The sequence below is a fragment of the Streptomyces sp. NPDC055078 genome, from assembly GCF_053607985.1.
This window is the reverse complement of the sequence record NZ_JBSGUP010000007.1, coordinates 1-20,839: the sequence shown is the minus strand read 5'-3', so window position 1 is coordinate 20,839 and position 20,839 is coordinate 1. Positions and strand designations below refer to the sequence as shown.

Here is a 20,839-nt window from a genome sequence, read left to right as displayed (position 1 = left end):
TCGGGTTTCGGTTCGGCGCATCAGCTGAGGGCGGTGGCCAGGTCGTCCCACAGATAGGCGGCGGCCTCCCCGCCCTTGAGCAGCAGGTCCACCTCTGCCTTCTCATTGGGTGCGTGCCAGCCGTCGGACGGTACGGAGACCCCGAGGAAGAGCACGGGGGCGCCCAGCACCTCCTGGAGGTCCGCCGCCGGTCCCGAGCCCCCTTCCCGGGTGAAGAGGATCCGCTGCCCGTCGAAGGCGCGGCTCATGGCGCGTACGACGGCCCCGAGGGCGGGATGGTCCAGCGGGGTCAGACAGGGGCGCGTGGACGCGCCGAAGGTGAGGTCGCAGCGGATGCCCGCGGGGACTCGGGCCGTGACCCACTGGTTCACCGCGACCTCGATCGCGTCCGCGTCCTGGCCCGCCACCAGGCGGAACGTGAGCTTCACCACGGCCGACGACGGGATGATCGTCTTGCCGCCGGGGCCCTGGTAGCCGCCGCCGATACCGTTCACCTCGGCGGTCGGGCGGGCCCAGACCCGTTCCAGGGTGGAGTATCCGGCCTCCCCTAGGGTGGCGTGGGACCGGGCGTCGGCGAGCCAGGCGGCCTCGTCGAAGGGCAGTTCGGCGAAGAGCGCGCGCTCGGCGTCCGAGAGCGGGACGACTCCGTCGTAGAAGCCGGGGATCGCGACGCGTTCGTCGGCGTCGTGGAGCGCGGCGACGAGCCGGGCGGCGACGGTGGCCGGGTTCGGCACCGCCCCGCCGAAGGACCCGGAGTGAATGTCCCGGTCGGGGCCGTACAGCTCGATCTGACAGTCCGCGAGGCCCCGCATCCCGGTGCAGACGGTGGGGGTGGACTCGGACCACATACCGGTGTCGGAGACCAGCACGGCATCGGCGGCGAGCCGGTCGGCGCGGGCCTGGACGAGGGATCGGAAGTTCGGCGAACCGGACTCCTCCTCGCCCTCGATCAGCAGCTTCAGACGGACGGCGGGGGCGGTGCGCCCGGTGGCCGCGAGATGAGCCCGGACACCCAGGGTGTGGAAGAGAACCTGCCCCTTGTCGTCCGCCGCGCCACGGGCGTGGAGCCTGCCGTCCGTGAACTCCGGCTCGAAGGGGTCGGTGTCCCAGCCGTCCGCACGAGCGGCCGGCTGGACGTCGTGATGCCCATAGACGAGGACGGTCGGCGCGTCCGGGTCACCGGACGGCCAGTCGGCGAAGACCGCCGGAGCGCCGGGGGTGGGCCAGACCTCGGCGACCGGGAATCCGGTCTCCCGCAGTTTGGCCGCGAGCCAGTCGGCGCTGCGCCGTACGTCCTTCCCGTGCTCCGGCTGGGCCGAGACGGATGGGATACGCAGCCATTCCGCGAGATCGTCGAGGAAGGCCGCGCGGTGCCGCTCGATGTACTGGCGGACAGCGCTGTCCGGGGTGTCGCTCATGCCTGTGAGCCTAACGGGCGACGTCCGCCCCCTCGTGCGCCGTCTCGCCTTGCAGGATGCGCTCCAGGGCCGCCCGGCCGGGCAGGCTCTGCGGGCGGACGACCTCCCCGCTGCGGATGAAGACGAACGCGGCGTCGACCGCCTCCGGCGGCAGCCCGTGCTGCTCCGCCCAGGCGAGCCGGTAGATCGCGAGCTGGAGGGGGTCGGCGGTTACGGTGCGGCCGGTCTTCCAGTCGACGATCTCGTAGCGGTGCGGCGGGCGGTGCGGCGGGCCGTCCGCCGTCCCGGCGGCTGCCGTGCGGTAGACGGCGTCGATACGGCCCCGGATGACCCGGCCCGCGAGCGTGATCTGGAAGGGGGACTCCACCCGATACGGCGTGCGGCGGGCGTACGGGGTGCGTTCGAACGCCTCCTTAAGAGCCAGGAGGTCGCGCTCGTCCTCGATCTCCGCGTCCGCTGCGCCATTCGTGCCATCCGCGCCGTCCGCGCCCATGTCGCCGCCGGGGAGTTCGTCCGGGCCGAGCAGGGGCAGCGGCAGTTCCTCGAACCGGGCCTCCACCCAGGCGTGGAAGCGGGTGCCCCGGCGGGCCGCGGGCTGCGGCTGCCGGGGCATGGGGCGGGCCAGATCCTGGGCGAAGCCGTCGGGGTCGGCGGCGAGGCGCATCAGCTGGGAGGCCGTGAGGGAGGCGGGGAGCAGCACATCGCGGGTGGTGGCACGGGCGCGGTGCAGTTCACCGGCGAGGGCGGTGAGGTCACGGTCCCAGGAGGCGATGGTGCGGATCTCCTCCGGGGTCAGGAGGTCGTCCGAGGGATCGGGGCTCGCCCCGCTGTCCCCTCCGCTGTCCCCTCCGCCGTCCTCTTCGGTGTCCCCTTCGCCGTCCTCCTGGCCGTCCCCTTCGCCCGGTGGCGGGCCGGCCTGGTGCGGTACGGCCGGCTCCCGGCCCGAGCCGTGGAGCCCGTGCCCGTACGGCCGCGGGCCTTGCCGCGGGCCCTGGTGCTCCGGACCGTACGGCTCAGGGTGCTCCGGGTCGTACGGCTCAGGGCGTTCCGGGCGTTCCGGGTCGTACGGCTCGGCGGAAGCGCCGTACGGCGCGAAGGGCTCGTCGGAGTCATAGGCCGAGTCAGAGGCGGAGTCATAGGGCCCATAGGGCTCCGCGCCGGACGGCTCATACGGCTCGGGGGGCTCCTCGGGCCCGTCCGGGAAGAGGTCGAGGGGGGACGGCCCGGGGGCGGACGGCTCCTCGGTGAGCGGCCCCGGGGCGGAGCGCAGATAGGCCAGGACCGTGTCCCTCGCGGCGCGGCGGCGGGCCAGGGACTCCGGGTCCAGCGGGAGGGGCCAGGCCAGGTCCGGGCCGGAGGCCACCAGGGCGGGGTTCTCCGCGTCGGCGGGCGGCTCGTCCGCCCACGCCTCGATCTCACCGAAGCCCGCCGCACAGTGGTCGTACAGCGCCGTCAGGAACGCCGACGGCCCCCTGCGGCGCTTCTGGGTCGGTCCCCACCAGTGCGCCGAGCCCAGCAGCAGGGAGCGGGGGCGGGTGAAGGTGACATAGCCGAGGCGCAGTTCCTCCGTGTGCTGATGGGCCTTCATGGCGCCCTTGAAGGATTTCAGCCCCTTGGCGTCCCACGACGTCACATCCGGCAGGGTGCCCGCGTCGCCGCGCAGGGCGTGCGGGAGGACCTGGGGATGTGAGGTCCAGGTCTCGCGCGACCGCTCGCTCGGGAACTGCCCGGCGATCAGGCCGGGCACCGCGACCACGTCCCACTCCAGGCCCTTGGACTTGTGGGCGGTCAGCACCTTGACGGTGTTCTCCCCGCCGGGCAGGGCGTTGTCCAGGCCCTTCTCGTACCGCGCGGCCGTCCGCAGGAACGCCAGGAAGGCCAGCAGCGACGCCTCCCCGTCGAGCGCCGCGAAACCGGCGGCCGTATCGAGGAAATTGCCCAGGGTCTCGCGGCGGCGGGCGGCCAGCGCGTGCGGTGACGCGGACAGCTCGACATCGAGGCCGGTGGTGGACAGAACGCGGTGCAGGACATCCATCAGGGGGTCGGCCAGGGAGCGGCGCAGCTCGCGCAGCTCGGCGGCGAGGCGGGCGAAGCGGACCCGGGCCGCGGCCGAGAACGGCAGTCCGTCGTCGGCGCCGGACGATTCGAGGAAGGTGTCGAGCGCGTCGGCGAGGGAGATGACCTCGGCGGGGTCCGTGCCCTCGACAGCCGCCGCGAGCCGCTCGTCCGCGTCACCCGCCCCGTCGGCGGAGCGGTGCACCAGCAGCCGGGCGCGGCGGCCGAGCAGGGCCAGGTCCCGGGGGCCGATCCGCCACCGGGGGCCGGTGAGGAGGCGTACGAGCGAGGCATTGGCCCCCGGGTCCTGGAGGACTTCGCAGACCGCGACCAGATCGGCGACCTCGGGCAGCTGGAGCAGCCCGGAGAGGCCGACGACCTCCACGGGGACGTCCCGGGCCACCAGCGCGCCCTGGATCGCGGGAAAGTCGCCCGCCGTACGGCACAGGACGGCGATCTCGCCCGGCTGGGTGCCGGTGCGCACCAGATGGGCGAGGGAGTCGGCGAGCCAGTCGATCTCCTCGGCCCGGGAGGGGAGGAGGGCGATACGCACCGACCCGTCCCGCTCGGCCCCTGGGGCGGGGCGCAGGGCTTCGACGCCTTCGTGCATGGCGCGCAGCGGGGCCGCCAGGCCATTGGCGAGCCGCAGCAGCCGGCCGCCGCTGCGCCGGTTCTCACTGAGCGAAAATCGGTCGGCGGGGGCCCCGTCGGCCCGGGTGAAATGCTCCGGGAAGTCGTCCAGATTGGCGACGGATGCCCCGCGCCAGCCGTAGATGGCCTGGCAGGGGTCGCCGACCGCGGTCACGGCATGGCCGGTGCCCCGGCCGAACAGTCCGGCCAGCAGCAGTCGCTGGGCGACCGAGGTGTCCTGGTACTCGTCCAGGAGGACGACCCGGAACTCGTCGCGCAGGACGGCGCCCACGGCGGGCCTGGTGAGCGCCAGCTCGGCGGAGAGGGCGATCTGGTCGCCGAAGTCGAGCAGCTCGCGGGTGCGCTTGGCGCGGCGGTAGCGCACGGTGAGGTCGAGCAGCTCACGGCGGGCGGCGAGGGCCTCGGGGACCTTGCGCAGCTCGGCGTTGGAGAGCCTGATGTCCGCCAGGTCGTGCAGCAGACCGGAGTCGTGTTCGCCGAGCCGCTCGGGTCGTACGAGATGCTCCGACAACTCGGCGTCCAGGGCCAGCAGATCGCTGACCAGGGTGGGGAACGACCTGGTCAGCGAGGGATACGGGCCCGGGGCCTCGCGCAGCACCCGGGCGGCGAGCTGATAGCGGGTGGCGTCGGCGAGGAGGCGCGCGGTCGGCTCAAGACCGATGCGCAGCCCGTGGTCGGCGAGGAGCTGTCCGGCGAAGGCGTGGTAGGTGGAGATACGGGGCTCGCCCGGGGGGTTGTCGGGGTCGATGCCATGAGGGGCCTCAGGGTCGGTCACCCCCGCCCGGATCAGGGCCGTACGGACGCGCTCGGCCAGCTCGCCCGCCGCCTTGTTGGTGAAGGTGAGCCCGAGGACCTGCTCGGGCGCGACCTGTCCGGTCCCGACGAGCCACACCACCCGGGCCGCCATGACCGTCGTCTTGCCCGACCCGGCTCCGGCCACGATGACCTGCGGGGCGGGCGGCGCGGTGATGCAGGCCGTCTGCTCCGGGGTGAAGGGGATCCCGAGAAGCTCCTTGAGCTGCTCGGGATCGCTGATACGAGCGGTCACATCAAGGAGGCTAACGGCGACCACTGACAGTCCGGCTCCTCCGGTGGCCGGGTGGCCTGGGCACGCGGGGGCGGTGGGCCCGCGGGGCCGTACGGAGGGACGGGCCCGTAACCGAGCGGCGGGCCCGTACGGAGCGGCGGAGGGGGACGGGACCCGCACCCCGCACCAGCACCAGCACCAGCACCAGCACCGTACGGGCACGCGCGGCGGCTCACTCCACGATGTGGCCGCCCTCCGGCTGGGCGCTGCACGAGGCGCGGAAGGCGCAGTTGGCGCAGTGCCCGCCGGTGGACGGGGTGAAGCGCTCATCCAGGACGCGGCCCGCGGCGGTGGCGAGCAGATCGCCGACCCACTCCCCCGTGAGCGGCTCCTGCGCCTGGACCCTGGGGAGGGAATCGCCGCCCTCCTTCACGGGGGCGGGCTGCCGCAGCTGGACGAGTTCGGCGCCGCCCGGCTCCGGGCGGCGGCCCTCGAACGCCTCGTCGAGCGCGCCCTCCCGCACGGCGAGCTGGTAGACGGCGAGCTGCGGGTGGTGGGCGACCTCGTCGCCGGTGGGCGCCTGTTTGCCGGTCTTGAAGTCGACGACGTACGCCCGCCCCTGAGCGTCCCGCTCGACCCGGTCCATGGAGCCCCGGATGCGCACCTCGTACTCCCCGGCCTCCAGGGTGACGTCGAATCCGTGCTCCGTGGCGGCGGGGGTCCGGCCGCCACGGTCCATCACATGCCAGCGGAGGAAGCGTTCGAGAGCCACGCGCGCGTGGTTCTTCTCCTGTTCCGACTTCCAGGGCGCGTCGAAGACGAGGCCGTCCCAGACGGAGTCGAGGCGTTCCATGAGGACGGCCAGGTCGGCCGGGGTCTGCCCGGACGCGACCTCGTCGGCCAGGACGTGGATGACGTTGCCGAAGCCCTGGGCGGCGGTGGCGGGGGCGTCGGCCTTCACTTCACGGCCCAGGAACCACTGGAGCGCGCAGGTGTTGGCGAGCTGGTCGAGGGCACTGCCGGAGAGGACGACCGGCTGGTCCCGGTCGCGCAGGGGGACGCCGCTGTGAGTGGGGTCGTACAGGCCCCACCAGCGTTCGGGGTGCGCGGCCGGTACGAGCGGGACGTCCTCGTCGTCCCTGAGGGCGGCGAGCCGGGCCAGGCGCTGGGCGGCGGCGGTGCGCAGCGCGGGCGACGCCTGGGGGTCGACGGTGGTGGCGCGCAGTTCGGCGACGAGGGCCGCGACGGCGAGGGGGCGGCGGGGGCGGCCGGTGATGTCCCTCGGGTCCTCGCCCAGTTCGGTGAGGAAGCGGGAGGGCTGGTCACCGTCGTCGGCGGGCGCCTTCACCGCGGTGACGACCAGACGGTCGCGGGCCCGGGTGGCCGCCACGTAGAAAAGCCGGCGTTCCTCGGCGAGGAGGGCGCCCGGGGTGAGCGGCTCGGCGAGGCCGTCACGGCCGATGCGGTCGGCCTCCAGGAGCGAGCCCCGGCGGCGCAGATCGGGCCACAGGCCCTCCTGGACACCGGCGACGACGACGAGGCTCCATTCGAGGCCCTTGGAGCGGTGGGCGGTCATCAGCCGTACGGCGTCCGGGCGGCTCTCGCGTACGGAGAGGGTGTCGGCCGCGATCTCCTGGGCCTCGATCTCCTCGATGAAGTTGAGGGCTCCCCGGCCGCCGGTGCGCTCCTCGGCGCGGGCCGCGGTGTCGAAGAGCGCGCACACGGCGTCGAGGTCCCGGTCCGCGTTGCGCCCGGCCGCGCCACCGCGCAGGGCGGCGCGCTCCAGCCGCCCCGGCCACGAGGTGCCGTTCCACAGCTCCCACAGGGCCTCCTCGCCGGTGCCGCCGCCTTCGAGCAGTTCGCGGGCCTTGCGCAGCAGCTCGCCGAGCTGCTGCGCTCGGCGGGCGTACGACGGGTCGTGCGCGACCAGCCGCTCGGGCTCGGCGAGGGCGCGCGCGATCAGCAGATCGGATGGCGGCGGAACGCGGTTCCCCGCGGTGCGCTCCTCGTCGCGCAGCGCCCGGCCGAGGCGGCGGAAGTCGGCGGCGTCCATGCCGCCGAGCGGTGAGGTGAGCAGCGCGAGCGCGGTCTCGGTGTCGAGCCAGCCGCCCCTAGGGGTGGGCACGGGCCCCGGCGCGGGCGCGGCATCCGCCCCGGCGTCGGTCTGGGCGACCGTGGGTTCCCCCGCGTCGGTCTGGCCGGTCGCGGGTTCCCCGGAGCCGGCCACGGCTGCGGGCCCCCCGCCGGACTCCCCCCGCCCGGCGCCGGACGCGGCCGCCGTCGCGATCACCCTCAGGGCCGTCAGCAAGGGGGCGACCGCCGGTTCGTGCCGCAGGGGGACATCGGCGCCGTCGATCTCCAGGGGGACGCCCGCGGAGGTGAGGGCACGGCGGATGGAGGGGATGGTGCGGGCTCCGGCGCGGACCAGGACGGCCATGTCGTGCCAGGCGACACCGTCCTCCAGATGGGCGCGGCGGAGGATGTCGGCGATGTTGTCGACTTCCGTGGAGGCGGTCGGGAAGGTGTACGCCTCGACCGTGCCGCCCTCACGGACCGGCGACAGCTCCCGGTGGGCGCGGACCTTCTCGGCCGGCAGGCGGGTCAGCGGCATCCGGCGCGTCAGCTTCCGGGTCGCCTGGAGCAGCTTCTCACCGCTGCGGCGGGAGGCCGTCAGGACCGCGACGCCCGGCGCGCTGCCGTCGGCCCGGCGGAACATGGCCGGAAAGTCGAGGATGCCGTTCACATCCGCGCCCCGGAAGGCGTAGATCGACTGGTCCGGATCGCCGAACGCGACCAGCGTCCGGCCCCCGCCCGCGAGCGCCTGGAGCAGCCGCACCTGGGACGGATCGGTGTCCTGGTACTCGTCCACGAAAACCGCGTCGTACGGGAAGTGGAGCGGGGTCGCGGTCCGCTCGGCCAGCAGGACGGCCCGGTGCACCAGCTCCGCGTAGTCCAGTACGCCCTGCATGTCCAGGACATCCAGATACTCCGCGAGGAAGGAGGCCGCCGCCCGCCAGTCCGGCCGTCCGGTGCGGGCGGCGAAGCGGGCCAGGGACTCGGGGCCCAGGCCCAGTTCCCGGCTGCGGGCGAGCACCGCCCGTACCTCGTCGGCGAAACCGCGGGTGGTCAGGCACGCCCGCAGTTCGTCGGGCCAGTGGTTGCGCGCAAGACCCTCCGCCTCCAGGTCGAGCTGGCCGGTGAGCAGTTCACGTACGGCGACGTCCTGCTCGGGGCCCGACAGCAGCCGCAGGGGCTCGGCGAAGAGATCGGCGTCCTGGTGCGCGCGGACCAGGGCGTAACAGAAGGAGTGGAAGGTGGTGGCCTGCGGTCCCCGGGCGCCACCCAGCCGCACCGCCATCCGGTCGCGCAGCTCCACCGCGGCCCGGCGGCTGAAGGTGAGCACCAGGATTCGCTCCGGATCGGCTCCCCTGGCGACCCTGGAGGCGACGGCCTCGACCAGGGTGGTGGTCTTGCCCGTGCCCGGACCCGCGAGAACCAGCAGGGGGCCGTGGGCGTGGTCAACCACCGCGCGCTGCGCTGCGTCCAGCAGAGGGAGATCAGCGACCCGCGGCTGCGTGTGCACCAGCCGGTACGCGCCGGGGATCCTGCCCCTGCGCCCATACGGGCGTGGGGGGACCCCCTGCCGTACCTGTCGCTGGTACGGCGTGTGTCCGGTGGTGGAGGAGGAGCTCACGTGGATCGCCGGTCCCGGTGGGTGTGCTGGTGCTGATGGAGCGGTTCGTGCCGCGCGCCGACGACGCTACGCCGCCGTCCGGCGGGCGGCCGCCGGGCCCGTCGCGCCCCGCACGTACTCCGTACGGTCCTCAGGGCGCCCGCGTCTGCGCCCTGGGGCGGAAGCTGTCATATGTGAGCGCCGTCGAGAGCACCATCACCGCCGTCGCCGTCCCAGCGGGCGCGCTTCATGTCGAGGCGCGGCACATGGCCCTCCGCGGCGAGGGAAGCCTCGCGCAGCGGGGTGCCCTCCGCCCGGTACCGCTCAAGGGCGCTCAGCTCGTGGCCCGGCAGCAGGGTGCCGTCCGCGCGCACGACGCGCCACCAGGGCACGGCATCGCCGTACAGCGCCATGACCCGGCCGACCTGGCGCGGGCCCCCCTCGCCCAGCCACTCGGCTATGTCGCCGTACGTCATCACCCGGCCCGGCGGGATCAGCTCGGCGACATCGAGCACCCTCTCCGCATACTCGGGGTACGCGGAGTGTTCGGGGGACTGAGGCAGCTCTTCCATCCGTCCCATCCTGCCGCACCCCACCGACAACGCCCCGGACGCCTGTGGACAAACGCGGAGGACGACGCATGGGGTACAGAATGGGAATCACCGGGTGAAGCGGCGCATGTCGCGCACCTCACGCTCCCGCGATACGCCCTGATGCCCCTCTCTGTCGTCGGGTCGTGCCACCATCGTGCGGGCGGTGACTGGTGATACGAGACCAAGAAGAGACCGAGACGACCGAGGAGCAGGGTGTGCAGCCTGGCAGGGCGGCGGGCACCCCTGAGGCCGAGTCGTACCCGGACACGCCCGCCGCCGACCAGCGGTCCACCGCCGGGGACCAGTCCGCTGCCGAGGGCCAGTCCACCGCCGGGGAACGGTCCGCCGCCGACGACAAGAGACCATCCTTGAAGAAACACCCCGCGGAAGAGGCGCACGGGAGCGGCGGAGACGGGGCGTCAGCGCGTGCCGGGGCCGTCGGGCCGGAGGCGACGACCGGCGCGGCCGAAGCGGCCGGCGCGGGCAGCGCCGACGAGCACGGGCACGATCACCAGCACAGGCACGGACCTGAGCCTGGGCACGGACCCGGGCACGGACCCGGGCCTGCGGCTGAGCCCGATCACCAGCACGAGAGCGACCACCACGACGTATCCAGCATCGACCGGGTCTCGGGCGACGAGCCCCTGCTCGCCGCCCGGGTCCACCGCCCGTCCGATCTGCTGCGCCTGCTCACCGGCATCCTCGCGATCGCCGTCGTCCTCGCCATCGCCGCCTTCGCGCACGGCACCACATCGGGCCTTGAGGACGACATCACCAAGGGCACCGGACAGGCCCCCGACCTGCTGGTAAAGGTCGCCGGTCTGGTCTCCAGCATCGCCGTTCTGCTGGTCCCGGTCGCCTTCGCCATCGAACGGCTGATCAAACGCGACGGCTTGCGCATCGCCGATGGCGTCCTCGCCGCCGTACTCGCGCACGGCGTCACCCTCGCCACCGATCTCTGGGTCGCCCGGGGGGCGCCAAGCCCCATCCAGGAAGCGCTCACCAAGGCCCAGGACAACGGCGGGCTGACCGATCCCGTCCATGGCTATCTGGCACCCGTCATCGCCTATATGACCGCCGTCGGCATGGCCCGCAGACCGCGCTGGCGGGTGGTCCTGTGGGTGGTGCTGCTGCTCGACGCCTTCGCCATGCTGGTCGCCGGGTACACCACGCCCTTCTCGATCGTCCTCACCGTGCTGATCGGCTGGTCGGTGGCGTACGGCACCCTCTACGCGGTCGGCTCGCCCAATGTCCGGCCCACCGGACAGACCCTGATGGCGGGTCTGCGCCATGTCGGCTTCCGCCCGGTCACCGCGATGCGCGCCGAGGACGTCCCCGACGCCTCGCCGCTCCGGCCGGTCGGCGGCAGCCCGGCCGAGCAGGGCGACCGGGGCAGACGCTATCTGGTCACCCTGGAGGAGGGCGCACCGCTCGATGTCACGGTCGTCGACCGGGAGCAGCAGGCCCAGGGCTTCTTCTACCGGGTGTGGCGGCGGCTGACCCTGCGTTCGATCACGACCCGCCGTTCGCTCCAGTCGCTGCGTCAGGCACTGGAGCAGGAGGCGCTGCTCGCGTACGCGGCCATCGCCGCCGGAGCCAACGCGCCGAAGCTGATCGCCACCTCCGAGCTGGGTCCCGACGCCGTGATGCTGGTGTACGAGCACCTGGGCGGGCGCTCCCTGGACACCCTGAGGGACGACGAGATCACGGACGATGTCGTACGCGGGGCCTGGCGACAGGTCAAAGCACTCCAGTCACGCCGTATCGCGCACCGCCGGCTGAACGGCGACGCGATCCTGGTGGACCGGACCGGCAGGGTGATCCTGACCGATCTGCGCGGCGGTGAGATCGCGGCGGGCGATGTGGTGCTGCGGATGGACACCGCCCAGTTGCTCACCGCCATCGGGCTGCGGGTGGGGGCCGAGCGCGCGGTGGCGACCGCTGTGGAGGTCCTCGGGCCGGACGCGGTCGCCGACTGTCTGCCGCTGCTCCAGCCGATCGCCCTGACCCGGTCGACCCGGGCCACGCTGCGCAGGCTCGCCAGGGAACGGGCCCAGCGGGAGCGGGACGCGGTCCTGGAGGCGTCGGCCGCGGCCAAGCGGGCCCGCCAGGCGGCAGCCGCGGCCCCCGACGACGGCCGCGAGGCCGAACGCAAATCCGAACGCAGGTCGGAGCGCAAGTCGGAACGCGCGGAGAAGCAGGCCGACAAGCGGGCCATGGACGAGGCCATGGACGAAGTCCGCGAGGAGGATCTGCTGACCCAGATCCGCCATCAGGTGCTGCTGATCAGGCCGCAGGCGCCGGTGGAACCGGTCCGGCTGGAGCGGATCAGACCCCGGACCCTGCTCAGTCTGATCGCGGGTGCGGTCGCCGCGTACTTCCTGCTCTCGCAGATCGCGGGCACCGACGTCGGCACCGACTTCAGCCATGCGCACTGGGGCTGGCTGGCGGGCGCGGCGGCGTTCTCCGCGCTCAGCTATGTGGCGGCGGCGATGAGCCTGCTGGGCTTCGTCCCGGAGCGGGTGCCGTTCCCGAGGACCGTACTCGCCCAGGTCGCCGGGTCCTTTGTCAAGATCGTCGCCCCGGCCGCGGTCGGCGGGGTCGCCCTGAACACCCGCTTCCTCCAGCGCTCGGGGGTACGCCCGGGGCTCGCGGTGGCGAGCGTGGGCGCGTCGCAGCTCTTCGGGCTCGGGGCGCACATCCTGCTGCTGCTCACCTTCGGCTATCTCACCGGTACGGAGAAGACACCGTCGCTCAACCCGTCCAGGACGGTGATCGCGGGGCTGCTCACGGTCGCGGTGCTGGTGCTGGTGGTGACGGCGATCCCGTTCCTGCGGAAGTTCGTCGCGACGCGGCTGCGCTCGCTGTTCGCCGGTGTGGTGCCGCGCATGCTCGACGTACTGCAACGGCCGGTGAAGCTGCTCACCGGCATCGGCGGCATGCTGTTGCTGACCGGTGTGTTCGTGATGTGTCTGGATGCCTCGATCCGGGCCTTCAGCGGCGGCCATCAGCCACTGAGCTACGCGAGCCTCGCGGTGGTCTTCCTCGCGGGCAACGCCCTGGGGTCCGCGGCGCCCACCCCCGGCGGTGTGGGCGCGGTCGAGGGCGCGCTCATCCTCGGACTGATCGCGGCCGGGGTGCCCAAGGAGGTCGCGACACCGGCGGTGCTGCTGTACCGGACGCTGACGCTGTGGGTGCCGGTACTGCCCGGGTGGTTCGCCTTCAACCATCTGACCCGCAAGGGCGCGCTGTAGGCCCGCTCGTACGCCCCTCCCGTGCTCCCTGAGGGGCGGTACGGGCTGCCCCGGCGCACCCGAACCACCCGCTTGGACCGCCGCACGGGCGGTGCGCCCCAGCGCGGCGCACGATGGCGGCATGCCGACCACTTCCTTCGCCCTGCGCGTAGTCGCCTTCGCCGCCTCCCTCGCCGTACTGCTGGTCGCGGGCTGTTCCGACAGCGGTGACAAGGACAAGGGCCAGGACCCCGGCGCGGGCACGGTGACCGGTACGGACCCGGCCGCCCGTACGGGCGCGCTCGCCACGCAGAAGCTGGACTGGCGGACCTGCCCGGCCCCCTCCGAGGCGGAGGGCGGCGGGCCCGCGCCGTCCCCGCTGCCCGGCGGTCCGGCCTGGGAGTGCTCGTTCATGGATGTGCCCCTCGACTACGCGGAGCCCGGAGGCGAAACGATCGAGCTGGCCCTGATCCGCGCCCGGGCCACCGAACGGAAGAAGCGGATCGGCTCCCTCCTCTTCAACTTCGGCGGCCCCGGCGGCTCAGGTGTCGCCACTCTGCCCGCCGCCGCCACGGACTACGCGACCCTGCGCACCCGCTACGACCTGGTCAGCTTCGACCCGCGCGGAGTCGGCCGCAGTGTGCCCGTGGAGTGCGAGGACAACAAGCGGCTCGACGCGTACTACGCCCAGGACGCGACGCCCGACGACGAGGCGGAGGAGAAGACGTTCACGGACGGGCTGAAGTCGTACGCCGACGCCTGTGAGAAGAACTCCGGCGACGAACTCCCGCATGTCGGCACGACCAACGCCGCCCGGGACATGGAGCTGATGCGACAGGTCCTCGGCGACGACAAGCTGCACTACTTCGGTATCTCCTACGGCACCGAACTGGGCGGCGTCTACGCGCATCTGTACCCGGAGAAGGTGGGCCGCGCGGTCTTCGACGCCGTGGTCGACCCCACCAAGAACTCTCTCCAGAGCTCCCTCGGCCAGGCGAAGGGCTTCCAGCTGGCCCTCACCAATTTCGCCCGGGACTGTGTGGAGCGCGGCGACGAGTGTCTGCTCCCCGGCACCACCGTGGCGCAGATCCAGGACGGCATCGTCCAGCTCCTCCAGCGGCTCGACCGGACCCCGATCCCCGGCAGCGGTGACCGCGAGCTGACCCAGACGCAGGCCACCAACGGGATCGCGCAGGCGCTGTACTCACCGGAGTACTGGGAACTCCTCGAACAGGGACTGGACGAGGCGGACGGCGGTGACGGGGCGCTGCTGCTCGCGCTCTCCGACGCGATGAACGGCCGTAGCGACAACGGCCACTACAGCAATATCGGAGCCGCCAACGCGGCCGTGAACTGCGTCGACTCCAAGGACCGCTACTCCCTGGCGCAGACCAGGGCACGGCTGCCGGAGTTCCGGGCGGTGTCGCCCGTCTTCGGCGACTATCTCGGCTGGGGGCTGATGGGCTGCACCGAGTGGCCGGTCCCCGGCGCCTGGTCCCATCCCGATGTCTCCGCCCCCGGCGCCCCGCCGATCCTCGTGATCGGCAACACCGGTGACCCGGCGACCCCGTACGAGGGCGCGCGGGCGATGGCCGGGGCGCTCGGCGAGGGCGTCGGGGTGGAGCTGACGTACAACGGCGAGGGGCACGGTGCCTACAACAACTCCAGCACCTGTGTGAAGCGCGCCGTGGACGGCTATCTGCTGGAGGGCAGGGTTCCGGCCGGGGGAACGGTCTGCCGCTAGGACGGGTCCGCTGTCGGCCCCCTGCGCCGGACCGGGCCCGCCGCGGGGCGGCCCGACAGCCCCAGCACCAGGCCGGCCCGACAGCCCCGGGCAGGACCGACAGCCCCGGGCAGGACCGCCGATGGGCACCGGCAACGGCGCTGTCAGTGGCCCCGCTTAGGATGACGGAACATCCGAAAGCCTTGGGGGGCTGACGGGATATCCGAAAGCCTGGGGGGCGTCGATGACCATGCGGGTACGCGCGGGGGCTCTGGCCGCGGCGGCGCTGCTGCTGGCCGGGGCGGCCACCGGATGCAGCAGCGAAGAGGGAGACGGCGACAAGGGGGCCGGGAAGGGCGCGGGCGGGAACAGCGCCGCGCCTTCGGCCTCCGGGCCCGCCACCGGCACCGGGGACACAGCGGGGTCGCAGAGCGATCTGCCTGCCGCGCTCACGGGTCAGCGGCTCGACTGGAAGGGCTGCGAGGCCCCGGTCGAGGCGGACGGGGCCAACGCCGAGCGCCCCGGCGGGCAGTGGCAGTGCGCCACGCTCAAGGCGCCGCTCGACTACAAGAAACCGGCGGGCGAGACGATCGGCATCGCGCTGATCCGCGCCAAGGCCAAGGACTCCGCCGGGCGCGTCGGCTCCCTGCTGTTCAACTTCGGCGGGCCGGGAGGCTCCGGCGTCTCCACCCTGCCCCGCGCCGCCCAGGGTTACGCGACGCTGAACAGCCGGTACGACCTGGTGAGCTTCGACCCTCGCGGGGTCGCGAAAAGCTCCGCCGTGGTGTGCCGGGACAGCAAGCGGGCGGAGGCCGGTTACCGCCTGGACAACACCCCGGACACCCCCGCCGAGGAGAAGGCGTTCATCGACGACTCCATCGCCTTCGGCGCGGGCTGCGCCGAGAGGTCCGGCAAGGTGCTCCCGCACGTCGGCACGACCAACGCCGCCCGGGACCTGGATCTCATCCGACAGGTCCTCGGCGACGACAAGCTCCACTATCTGGGCTTCTCGTACGGTACGGAGCTGGGCGGGGTGTACGCCCATCTGTTCCCGTCCAGGGTCGGGCGGCTCGTCCTGGACGCCGTCGTCGACCCCACCGCCGACTACGCGGGCCACTCCCGTAACCAGGCCCTCGGCTTCCAGCGCGCCCTGGAGAACTACTTCAAGAGCCGGGGCATCGGCGCCGAGGACGGCACCGCGCGGGTGGTGAAGCTGCTGAAGGGGCTGGACCGCGAGCCCCTGCGCACCGACGCGGGCCGCACCCTCACCCAGAGTCTCGCGCTCACCGGGATAGTCCTGCCGCTGTACTCCCAGGAACAGTGGCCGATGCTGACCGACGCGCTGAACGAGGCCGAGCGGGGCAACGGCACCCGGCTGCTGATGCTGGCGGACTCGTACAACGGCCGGGACGACAACGGCAAGTACAGCACCCAGGACCACTCCCAGCGCGCCATATCCTGCGCCGACACCAAGGGCAAGGCGACGGCGGCCGAGGTCAGGTCCCGCCATCTGGCCGACTTCACCAAGGTGTCGCCGATCTTCGGCCCGTACGCGGCCTGGGACCTGGCCGGCTGGTGCGCCGACTGGCCGGTGCCCGGCGAGTGGGACACCCCTGAGGTCTCCGCGCCGGGCGCTGCGCCCATCCTGGTCGTCGGCACCACGGGCGACCCGGCGACCCCGTACGAGGGCGCGAAGAAGATGGCGGACGAGCTGGGCGCGGGCGTCGGTGTGCTGCTCACCAACAAGGGCGAGGGCCATGGGGCGTACGGCAACGGCCGGTGTGTGACGGAGACGATCGACGCGTATCTGCTCGACGGGAAGGTCCCGGTGAACGGGAAGACCTGCTCGTAAGGGCCTGAGGGGGCGGTGAGGGGGCTTGTGGGAGCGCGTGGGTGACGGGGGCACGGGCCCCCACGCGCCAGGGGTCGCGGCACACGGCGGAGGGCTCAGGGCAGCGGCGCGGCCCCGGACCGTCCTGCCTGGTCCGGGGCCTGCGCGCAGATCCGTCGGTGAGTGCCTGAGCAGGGCCCGGGCGGTCGCCGCCCGCGGTCTGCCCGGCCCGCCGTGCCTGCCGGGCAGACTGCCCGGCCTCCTGCCCGGTCTCAGTAGATGGGCTTGCTCGGCTCGATCTGGTTGACCCAGCCGATCACGCCGCCGCCCACATGCACCGCGTCGGCGAAGCCGGCCGACTTGAGGACGGCGAGGACTTCCGCACTGCGGACACCCGTCTTGCAATGCAGGACGATCTTCTTGTCCTGCGGCATGCCCTCCAGAGCCGTGCCCATCAGGAACTCGTTCTTGGGGATCAGCTTGGCGCCGGGGATCGAGACGATCTCGTACTCGTTGATCTCGCGGACGTCGATGATCTCGATGTTCTCGCCCTCGTCGATCCACTCCTTGAGCTGCTTGGGAGTGATCGTCGAACCGGCGGCGGCCTCCTGGGCCTCCTCGGACACGACACCGCAGAACGCCTCGTAGTCGATCAGCTCGGTGACGGTCGGGTTGGTGCCGCAGACGGCGCAGTCGGGGTCCTTGCGGACCTTGACCTGGCGGTACTGCATCTCCAGGGCGTCGTAGATCATCAATCGGCCGACCAGCGGGTCGCCCACCCCGGCCAGCAGCTTGATCGCCTCGGTGACCTGGATCGACCCGACGGAGGCGCAGAGGACACCGAGGACACCGCCCTCGGCGCAGCTCGGGACCATGCCCGGCGGCGGGGGCTCCGGGTAGAGGCAGCGGTAGCAGGGACCGTACTCGGACCAGAAGACGGACGCCTGACCGTCGAAGCGGTAGATGGAGCCCCAGACGTACGGCTTGTTCAGCAGCACGCACGCGTCGTTGACCAGATAGCGCGTCGCGAAGTTGTCCGTGCCGTCGACGATCAGGTCGTACTGACCGAAGATGTCCATCACGTTCTCGGCTTCGAGCCGCTCTTCGTGCAGGACGACATTGACGTACGGGTTGATGCCCAGGACCGAGTCCCGGGCGGATGCGGCCTTGGAGCGGCCGATGTCGGCCTGACTGTGGATGATCTGGCGCTGGAGGTTCGACTCGTCGACCTCGTCGAACTCCACGATGCCGAGGGTGCCGACACCGGCTGCGGCGAGGTACATCAGGGCCGGCGACCCCAGGCCACCGGCACCGACACACAGCACCTTGGCGTTCTTCAGCCGCTTCTGCCCGTCCATCCCGACATCGGGGATGATCAGGTGGCGGGAGTACCTGCGGACCTCGTCGACGGTGAGCTCGGCAGCGGGCTCAACCAGGGGTGGCAGCGACACGGGGACTCCGTTGCGTCGAGTAAGTCAGTACGGTTGTTCCCCCGTAACACTGCCACGCGCCTCCTCATTCCGAGACACCCGGTCCGATCTGCGAGACGAATTCGTCCCAGTACCCGGGCAGCGTCTCGAATGGACCGGTATGTACACCTTGGTCGGCGTGACCACCGCCACCATCTGGACCCTCCGGTCCACCGGCACGTTCCGGTCCACCGGCACCCTCCGGTCCACCGGCACGTTCCGGGCGGTCGAGCCGGTCGGTCCGGCGTTCCAGGCGGTCCAGGCGGTCGGTCCGGTCGGTGAAGAAGATCGTCCCCGCGCCCTGCCAGCGGGCGATCCGGGTCGCCTCGGCGAGATGGGTGCGCGGCACCCCGTGGACGAAGTGGGCGAACCGCTCCGGCGGGTGGTCCGCCGTCCACTGAGCCACCTGCGACCAGCGGTAGTCCGCCCACGGCCCGGAGAAGGTGACCAGCTGATCGGCCACCTCCGCGTATCCGGGGTACGGGTGCGAGCCGTGCCCGAGCACCAGATGGCCAGGCCGCGCGCCACCACCGCCGGTGGGGCCGGGAGCCGCCGCTGACCCCGGCTCCCGGTGGTCGAACAGCACCTCCAGCGTCGCCGTGGTCCGCCGTACAGCCGCCAGATCAGCGCGGTCGGCCGGACAGCGGTCCAGCAGAAAGCCGTCGACCCGGTACCAGTCCAGATACTGGTGCGCGTCGGCGATCAGCTCGCCGTAGGTACGGGAGCCGTGGGCCAGGTCGAGATGGCCGAGTACCCGGACACCGGCGTTCCGCAGCCGTCCCGCCGCCGCCAGACAGTGCGGGTCGGGGCGGTCGCCGGGACCGTTGGCGACATTGAGCACCACCCAGTGCAGGGGGGTGCCCGGCCGGGTCAGCTCGGCCCACTCGGTGGGCGCGAGCAGCGGATGCGCGCAGCCGGGAACCCCGAGGCCGAGTCTCCCCCAGCCCGCGTCGGGAAACGCCCCCTCGGCACCGGACGCGGACCGCTGCGCACCTGTGGTGGTCAGATACGACATGCCGCCTCCATCCAGATGTCGGCGAGCGACTCCTCCAGATTGATCCGGGGGCGCCAGCCGAGCCGGTCGCGGGCGGTGCGCACATCCGCCTGCTGCCAGTTGCCGCAGCCGTCGGGATACGGCACGGGGGTCGCGCCCAGCTGATCGAGGGCGGATTCCGAACGCGGCGCTCCGATGATCGCCCCCGGCCGGCCGGGCGGGGCGTCCAGCTCATGGAGCGCGCCCGCGAAGCCCGCGACCCTGGCCAGGACCGCGGCGGCGTCCCGCAGCCGTACGGCACGGCCCGTACCGATGTTGACGACTCCCTGCGCGGCGGAGAGCGAGGCGGCGTGCACGGCCCGCGCCACATCCCTTACGTCGACGAAGTCTCGCTGCACACCGAGTCCGCTGAGCTTCAGCTCGCCGTCGCCCGACTGCATGGCACGCCGCATCGCCTCGGCGAGGCGGCCCAGCGGGGAGCCCGCGGGGGTGCCGGGGCCCACGGGTGAGAAGACCCGCAGGACGACGGCGTCCAGGCCGGAGCCGAGAACCAGCTCCGTGGCGGCGAGCTTGCTGACGCCATAGGGGCCGCCGGGCCTCGGAATGGCGTCCTCCGCGGTGGACGAGCCCTGCTGGGACGGCCCGTACTCGGAGGCGCAGCCGACCTGGACGAGCCGGGCGCCGCAGCCGCTGCGGCGCAGGGCCTCACAGACGGTGGCGACGGCGACGGTGTTGTGCCGGGTCAGATCGCGGGCACCGCCGCGAGTGGCCCCGGCGCAGTTGACGACGACACCCGGGTGTACGGCGCTCAGGAAGCGGGTGAGCGCCCCCGGGCTGCCTCCGGCGAGGTCGAAGCGTACGTCGGCGTCGTCGCCCCGGCCGAGCGCGGTCAGATGGACGGCGGGGTCGGCGAGCAGCCGGTCGGCGACGAAGCGGCCGAGGAATCCATTGGCCCCGAGCAGCAGCACCCTCATCGTGCGTCCCCTCTGTGCCGACGGGTCGGGGCTGGGTGTTGGCGGATCATGTCGCTCTCTCCTTCAGGGGTGTCGCTGACGGTGCAGCGGCTGTTGCCGGGTGCGCCCGCGGTGTCGGCGCCGCGGGAGGTCATACGGTGTGGGCCGAGGCCCGGGACAGGGCCGCGGTGGCATGGGCCAGCAGTCCGGCACCGGCGAGGGCGCAGGCGACGGCCGGTACGGCTCCGGCACCCCAGGCGGCCACGGCCGCCTCGACCGGGGTGGCCAGGAATCCGCAGCCGGGCAGCCGGCCGGCGAGCAGGAGTGCGAGGGCCGCGGCTTCGGCGGCGCAGGCGAGCGCGAGTCCGGTGGCGGCGGCCTCGGCGTAGCCGTGGACGACGAGGAGCCGGGCCAGGAACAGCAGTACGCCCAGGGCGGCCGTCGCGGCGGCGGGGGCGAGGGCCCCATAGGGGCGCACCGTTTCACCCAGCACCGGCAGAGCTTCACTCAGCGCCGGCAGAACTTCGCCCAGCGCCAGCAGCGCGCCGAGGGCTCCGGCGTACAGGGCGACGACCGCGAGCAGCAGCGGGCGGGTACCGGACGCGAAATCGTCGAGCGCCCGGCTGCCGTCGAGACCGCGCCGGGCCCGTACGGCGAAGAGATGGGCGCACCAGGCGGCGGGCATCACCGCGACGGCGAGTCCGGCCAGCGGCGCGGCGGTCGCGGGCGGCAGTCCCTGAGGGCCGCCGCCGATGAGGTCGCTGATCAGGCCCTCGCCGTACACCGCGAAGCCCAGCAGCCAGACGATCCACAGCCGGGCGGCGCGGGGGGTGCGCACCCGGGCCCGCAGGGGGCCGTGGCGCAGACAGAGGGCGACGGCCACGGCGGCGGCGAGCGCTCCGGTCACGGTGACGGCGGTACGGAGCACTCCGTCGAGCGCCGCCCGCCCGGTCAGGGTGAGGACGCCGAGCGCACCCGGCAGCAGGGTGAGCAGCACCATCGGCAGCAGGCGGGTCCGACGGCCGCCGCCTGCCGCCCGCGCGGGGGGCCTGGCGGGCTCCTCGCCCCGGGGAACGCGTGCGTACAACTCCTCGGCGAGCGCGAACACATCCCGGTGCCGGAAGCGGGCGACGGTCCGGTCGGTGACGCCATGGGCCTCAAGACCGGCGGCGATCTCCAGCGCGTCGACGGCCCGTTCGCACAGCTCCCGGTGCCGGTG

At 73.0% G+C, this 20,839-nt stretch carries 11 protein-coding genes; 3 read left to right on the top strand and 8 right to left on the bottom strand.

Annotated elements, in window-relative coordinates; translation table 11 throughout:
* Window positions 1-20: 20 nt before the first annotated feature.
* From ACWF94_RS01455 to ACWF94_RS01440, 4 genes are all read right to left on the bottom strand, one after another.
* A complete protein-coding gene (locus tag ACWF94_RS01455; protein ID WP_453483574.1) occupies window positions 21-1,418 on the bottom strand; it encodes a dipeptidase in 1,398 nt (465 codons plus the stop codon).
* A 10-nt stretch (window positions 1,419-1,428) separates the two neighbouring features.
* A complete protein-coding gene (locus ACWF94_RS01450) occupies window positions 1,429-5,172 on the bottom strand; it encodes a UvrD-helicase domain-containing protein (protein WP_453483572.1) in 3,744 nt (1,247 codons plus the stop codon).
* 211 nt (window positions 5,173-5,383) lie between these two features.
* The gene (locus ACWF94_RS01445; RefSeq protein ID WP_453483570.1) at window positions 5,384-8,845 is read right to left on the bottom strand and encodes an ATP-dependent helicase; all 3,462 of its coding nucleotides are present in this window, start codon (window positions 8,843-8,845) and stop codon (window positions 5,384-5,386) included.
* A gap of 167 nt (window positions 8,846-9,012) precedes the next feature.
* Window positions 9,013-9,405 (bottom strand): MGMT family protein, encoded by a 393-nt coding sequence (locus ACWF94_RS01440; protein ID WP_453483568.1) that lies wholly within the window; start codon window positions 9,403-9,405, stop codon window positions 9,013-9,015.
* 182 nt (window positions 9,406-9,587) lie between these two features.
* Here ACWF94_RS01440 and ACWF94_RS01435 point away from each other — a divergent pair, with 182 nt between their 5' ends.
* The 3 genes from ACWF94_RS01435 (at window position 9,588) to ACWF94_RS01425 (ending at window position 16,225) form a co-directional block, all read left to right on the top strand.
* Window positions 9,588-12,671 (top strand): lysylphosphatidylglycerol synthase domain-containing protein, encoded by a 3,084-nt coding sequence (locus tag ACWF94_RS01435; RefSeq protein WP_453483566.1) that lies wholly within the window; start codon window positions 9,588-9,590, stop codon window positions 12,669-12,671.
* Between the two features lie 121 nt (window positions 12,672-12,792).
* Window positions 12,793-14,394, top strand: coding sequence for an alpha/beta hydrolase (locus tag ACWF94_RS01430; protein WP_453483564.1), 1,602 nt, complete (start codon window positions 12,793-12,795; stop codon window positions 14,392-14,394).
* Between the two features lie 223 nt (window positions 14,395-14,617).
* Complete coding sequence (locus tag ACWF94_RS01425; RefSeq protein WP_453483563.1) at window positions 14,618-16,225, top strand: alpha/beta hydrolase; 1,608 nt, start codon at window positions 14,618-14,620, stop codon at window positions 16,223-16,225.
* A 251-nt stretch (window positions 16,226-16,476) separates the two neighbouring features.
* On the opposite strand, the gene moeZ is transcribed toward ACWF94_RS01425, so the two are convergent.
* The 4 genes from moeZ to ACWF94_RS01405 all read right to left on the bottom strand — a co-directional run.
* Window positions 16,477-17,655: an adenylyltransferase/sulfurtransferase MoeZ gene (moeZ, locus tag ACWF94_RS01420; RefSeq protein WP_453483561.1), complete on the bottom strand. Its 1,179-nt coding sequence runs from the start codon at window positions 17,653-17,655 to the stop codon at window positions 16,477-16,479.
* Between the two features lie 64 nt (window positions 17,656-17,719).
* Complete coding sequence (locus ACWF94_RS01415; protein ID WP_453483560.1) at window positions 17,720-18,688, bottom strand: spherulation-specific family 4 protein; 969 nt, start codon at window positions 18,686-18,688, stop codon at window positions 17,720-17,722.
* Window positions 18,676-19,641, bottom strand: coding sequence for an NAD-dependent epimerase/dehydratase family protein (locus ACWF94_RS01410; RefSeq protein ID WP_453483559.1), 966 nt, complete (start codon window positions 19,639-19,641; stop codon window positions 18,676-18,678). Before ACWF94_RS01410 ends, ACWF94_RS01415 begins: the two co-directional genes overlap by 13 nt.
* A gap of 130 nt (window positions 19,642-19,771) precedes the next feature.
* Window positions 19,772-20,839, bottom strand: a 1,068-nt coding sequence (locus ACWF94_RS01405) for a hypothetical protein (protein WP_453483557.1), incomplete at its 5' end; no start/stop codon positions are given.

Coding starts and splice junctions, on each gene's coding strand:
- ACWF94_RS01410 (WP_453483559.1), bottom strand. CDS start 19,641: ATGAGGGTGCTGCTGCTCGGGGCCAATGGATTCCTCGGCCGCTTCGTC.
- ACWF94_RS01455 (WP_453483574.1), bottom strand. CDS start 1,418: ATGAGCGACACCCCGGACAGCGCTGTCCGCCAGTACATCGAGCGGCAC.
- ACWF94_RS01440 (WP_453483568.1), bottom strand. CDS start 9,405: ATGGGACGGATGGAAGAGCTGCCTCAGTCCCCCGAACACTCCGCGTAC.
- ACWF94_RS01430 (WP_453483564.1), top strand. CDS start 12,793: ATGCCGACCACTTCCTTCGCCCTGCGCGTAGTCGCCTTCGCCGCCTCC.
- ACWF94_RS01425 (WP_453483563.1), top strand. CDS start 14,618: ATGACCATGCGGGTACGCGCGGGGGCTCTGGCCGCGGCGGCGCTGCTG.
- ACWF94_RS01415 (WP_453483560.1), bottom strand. CDS start 18,688: ATGTCGTATCTGACCACCACAGGTGCGCAGCGGTCCGCGTCCGGTGCC.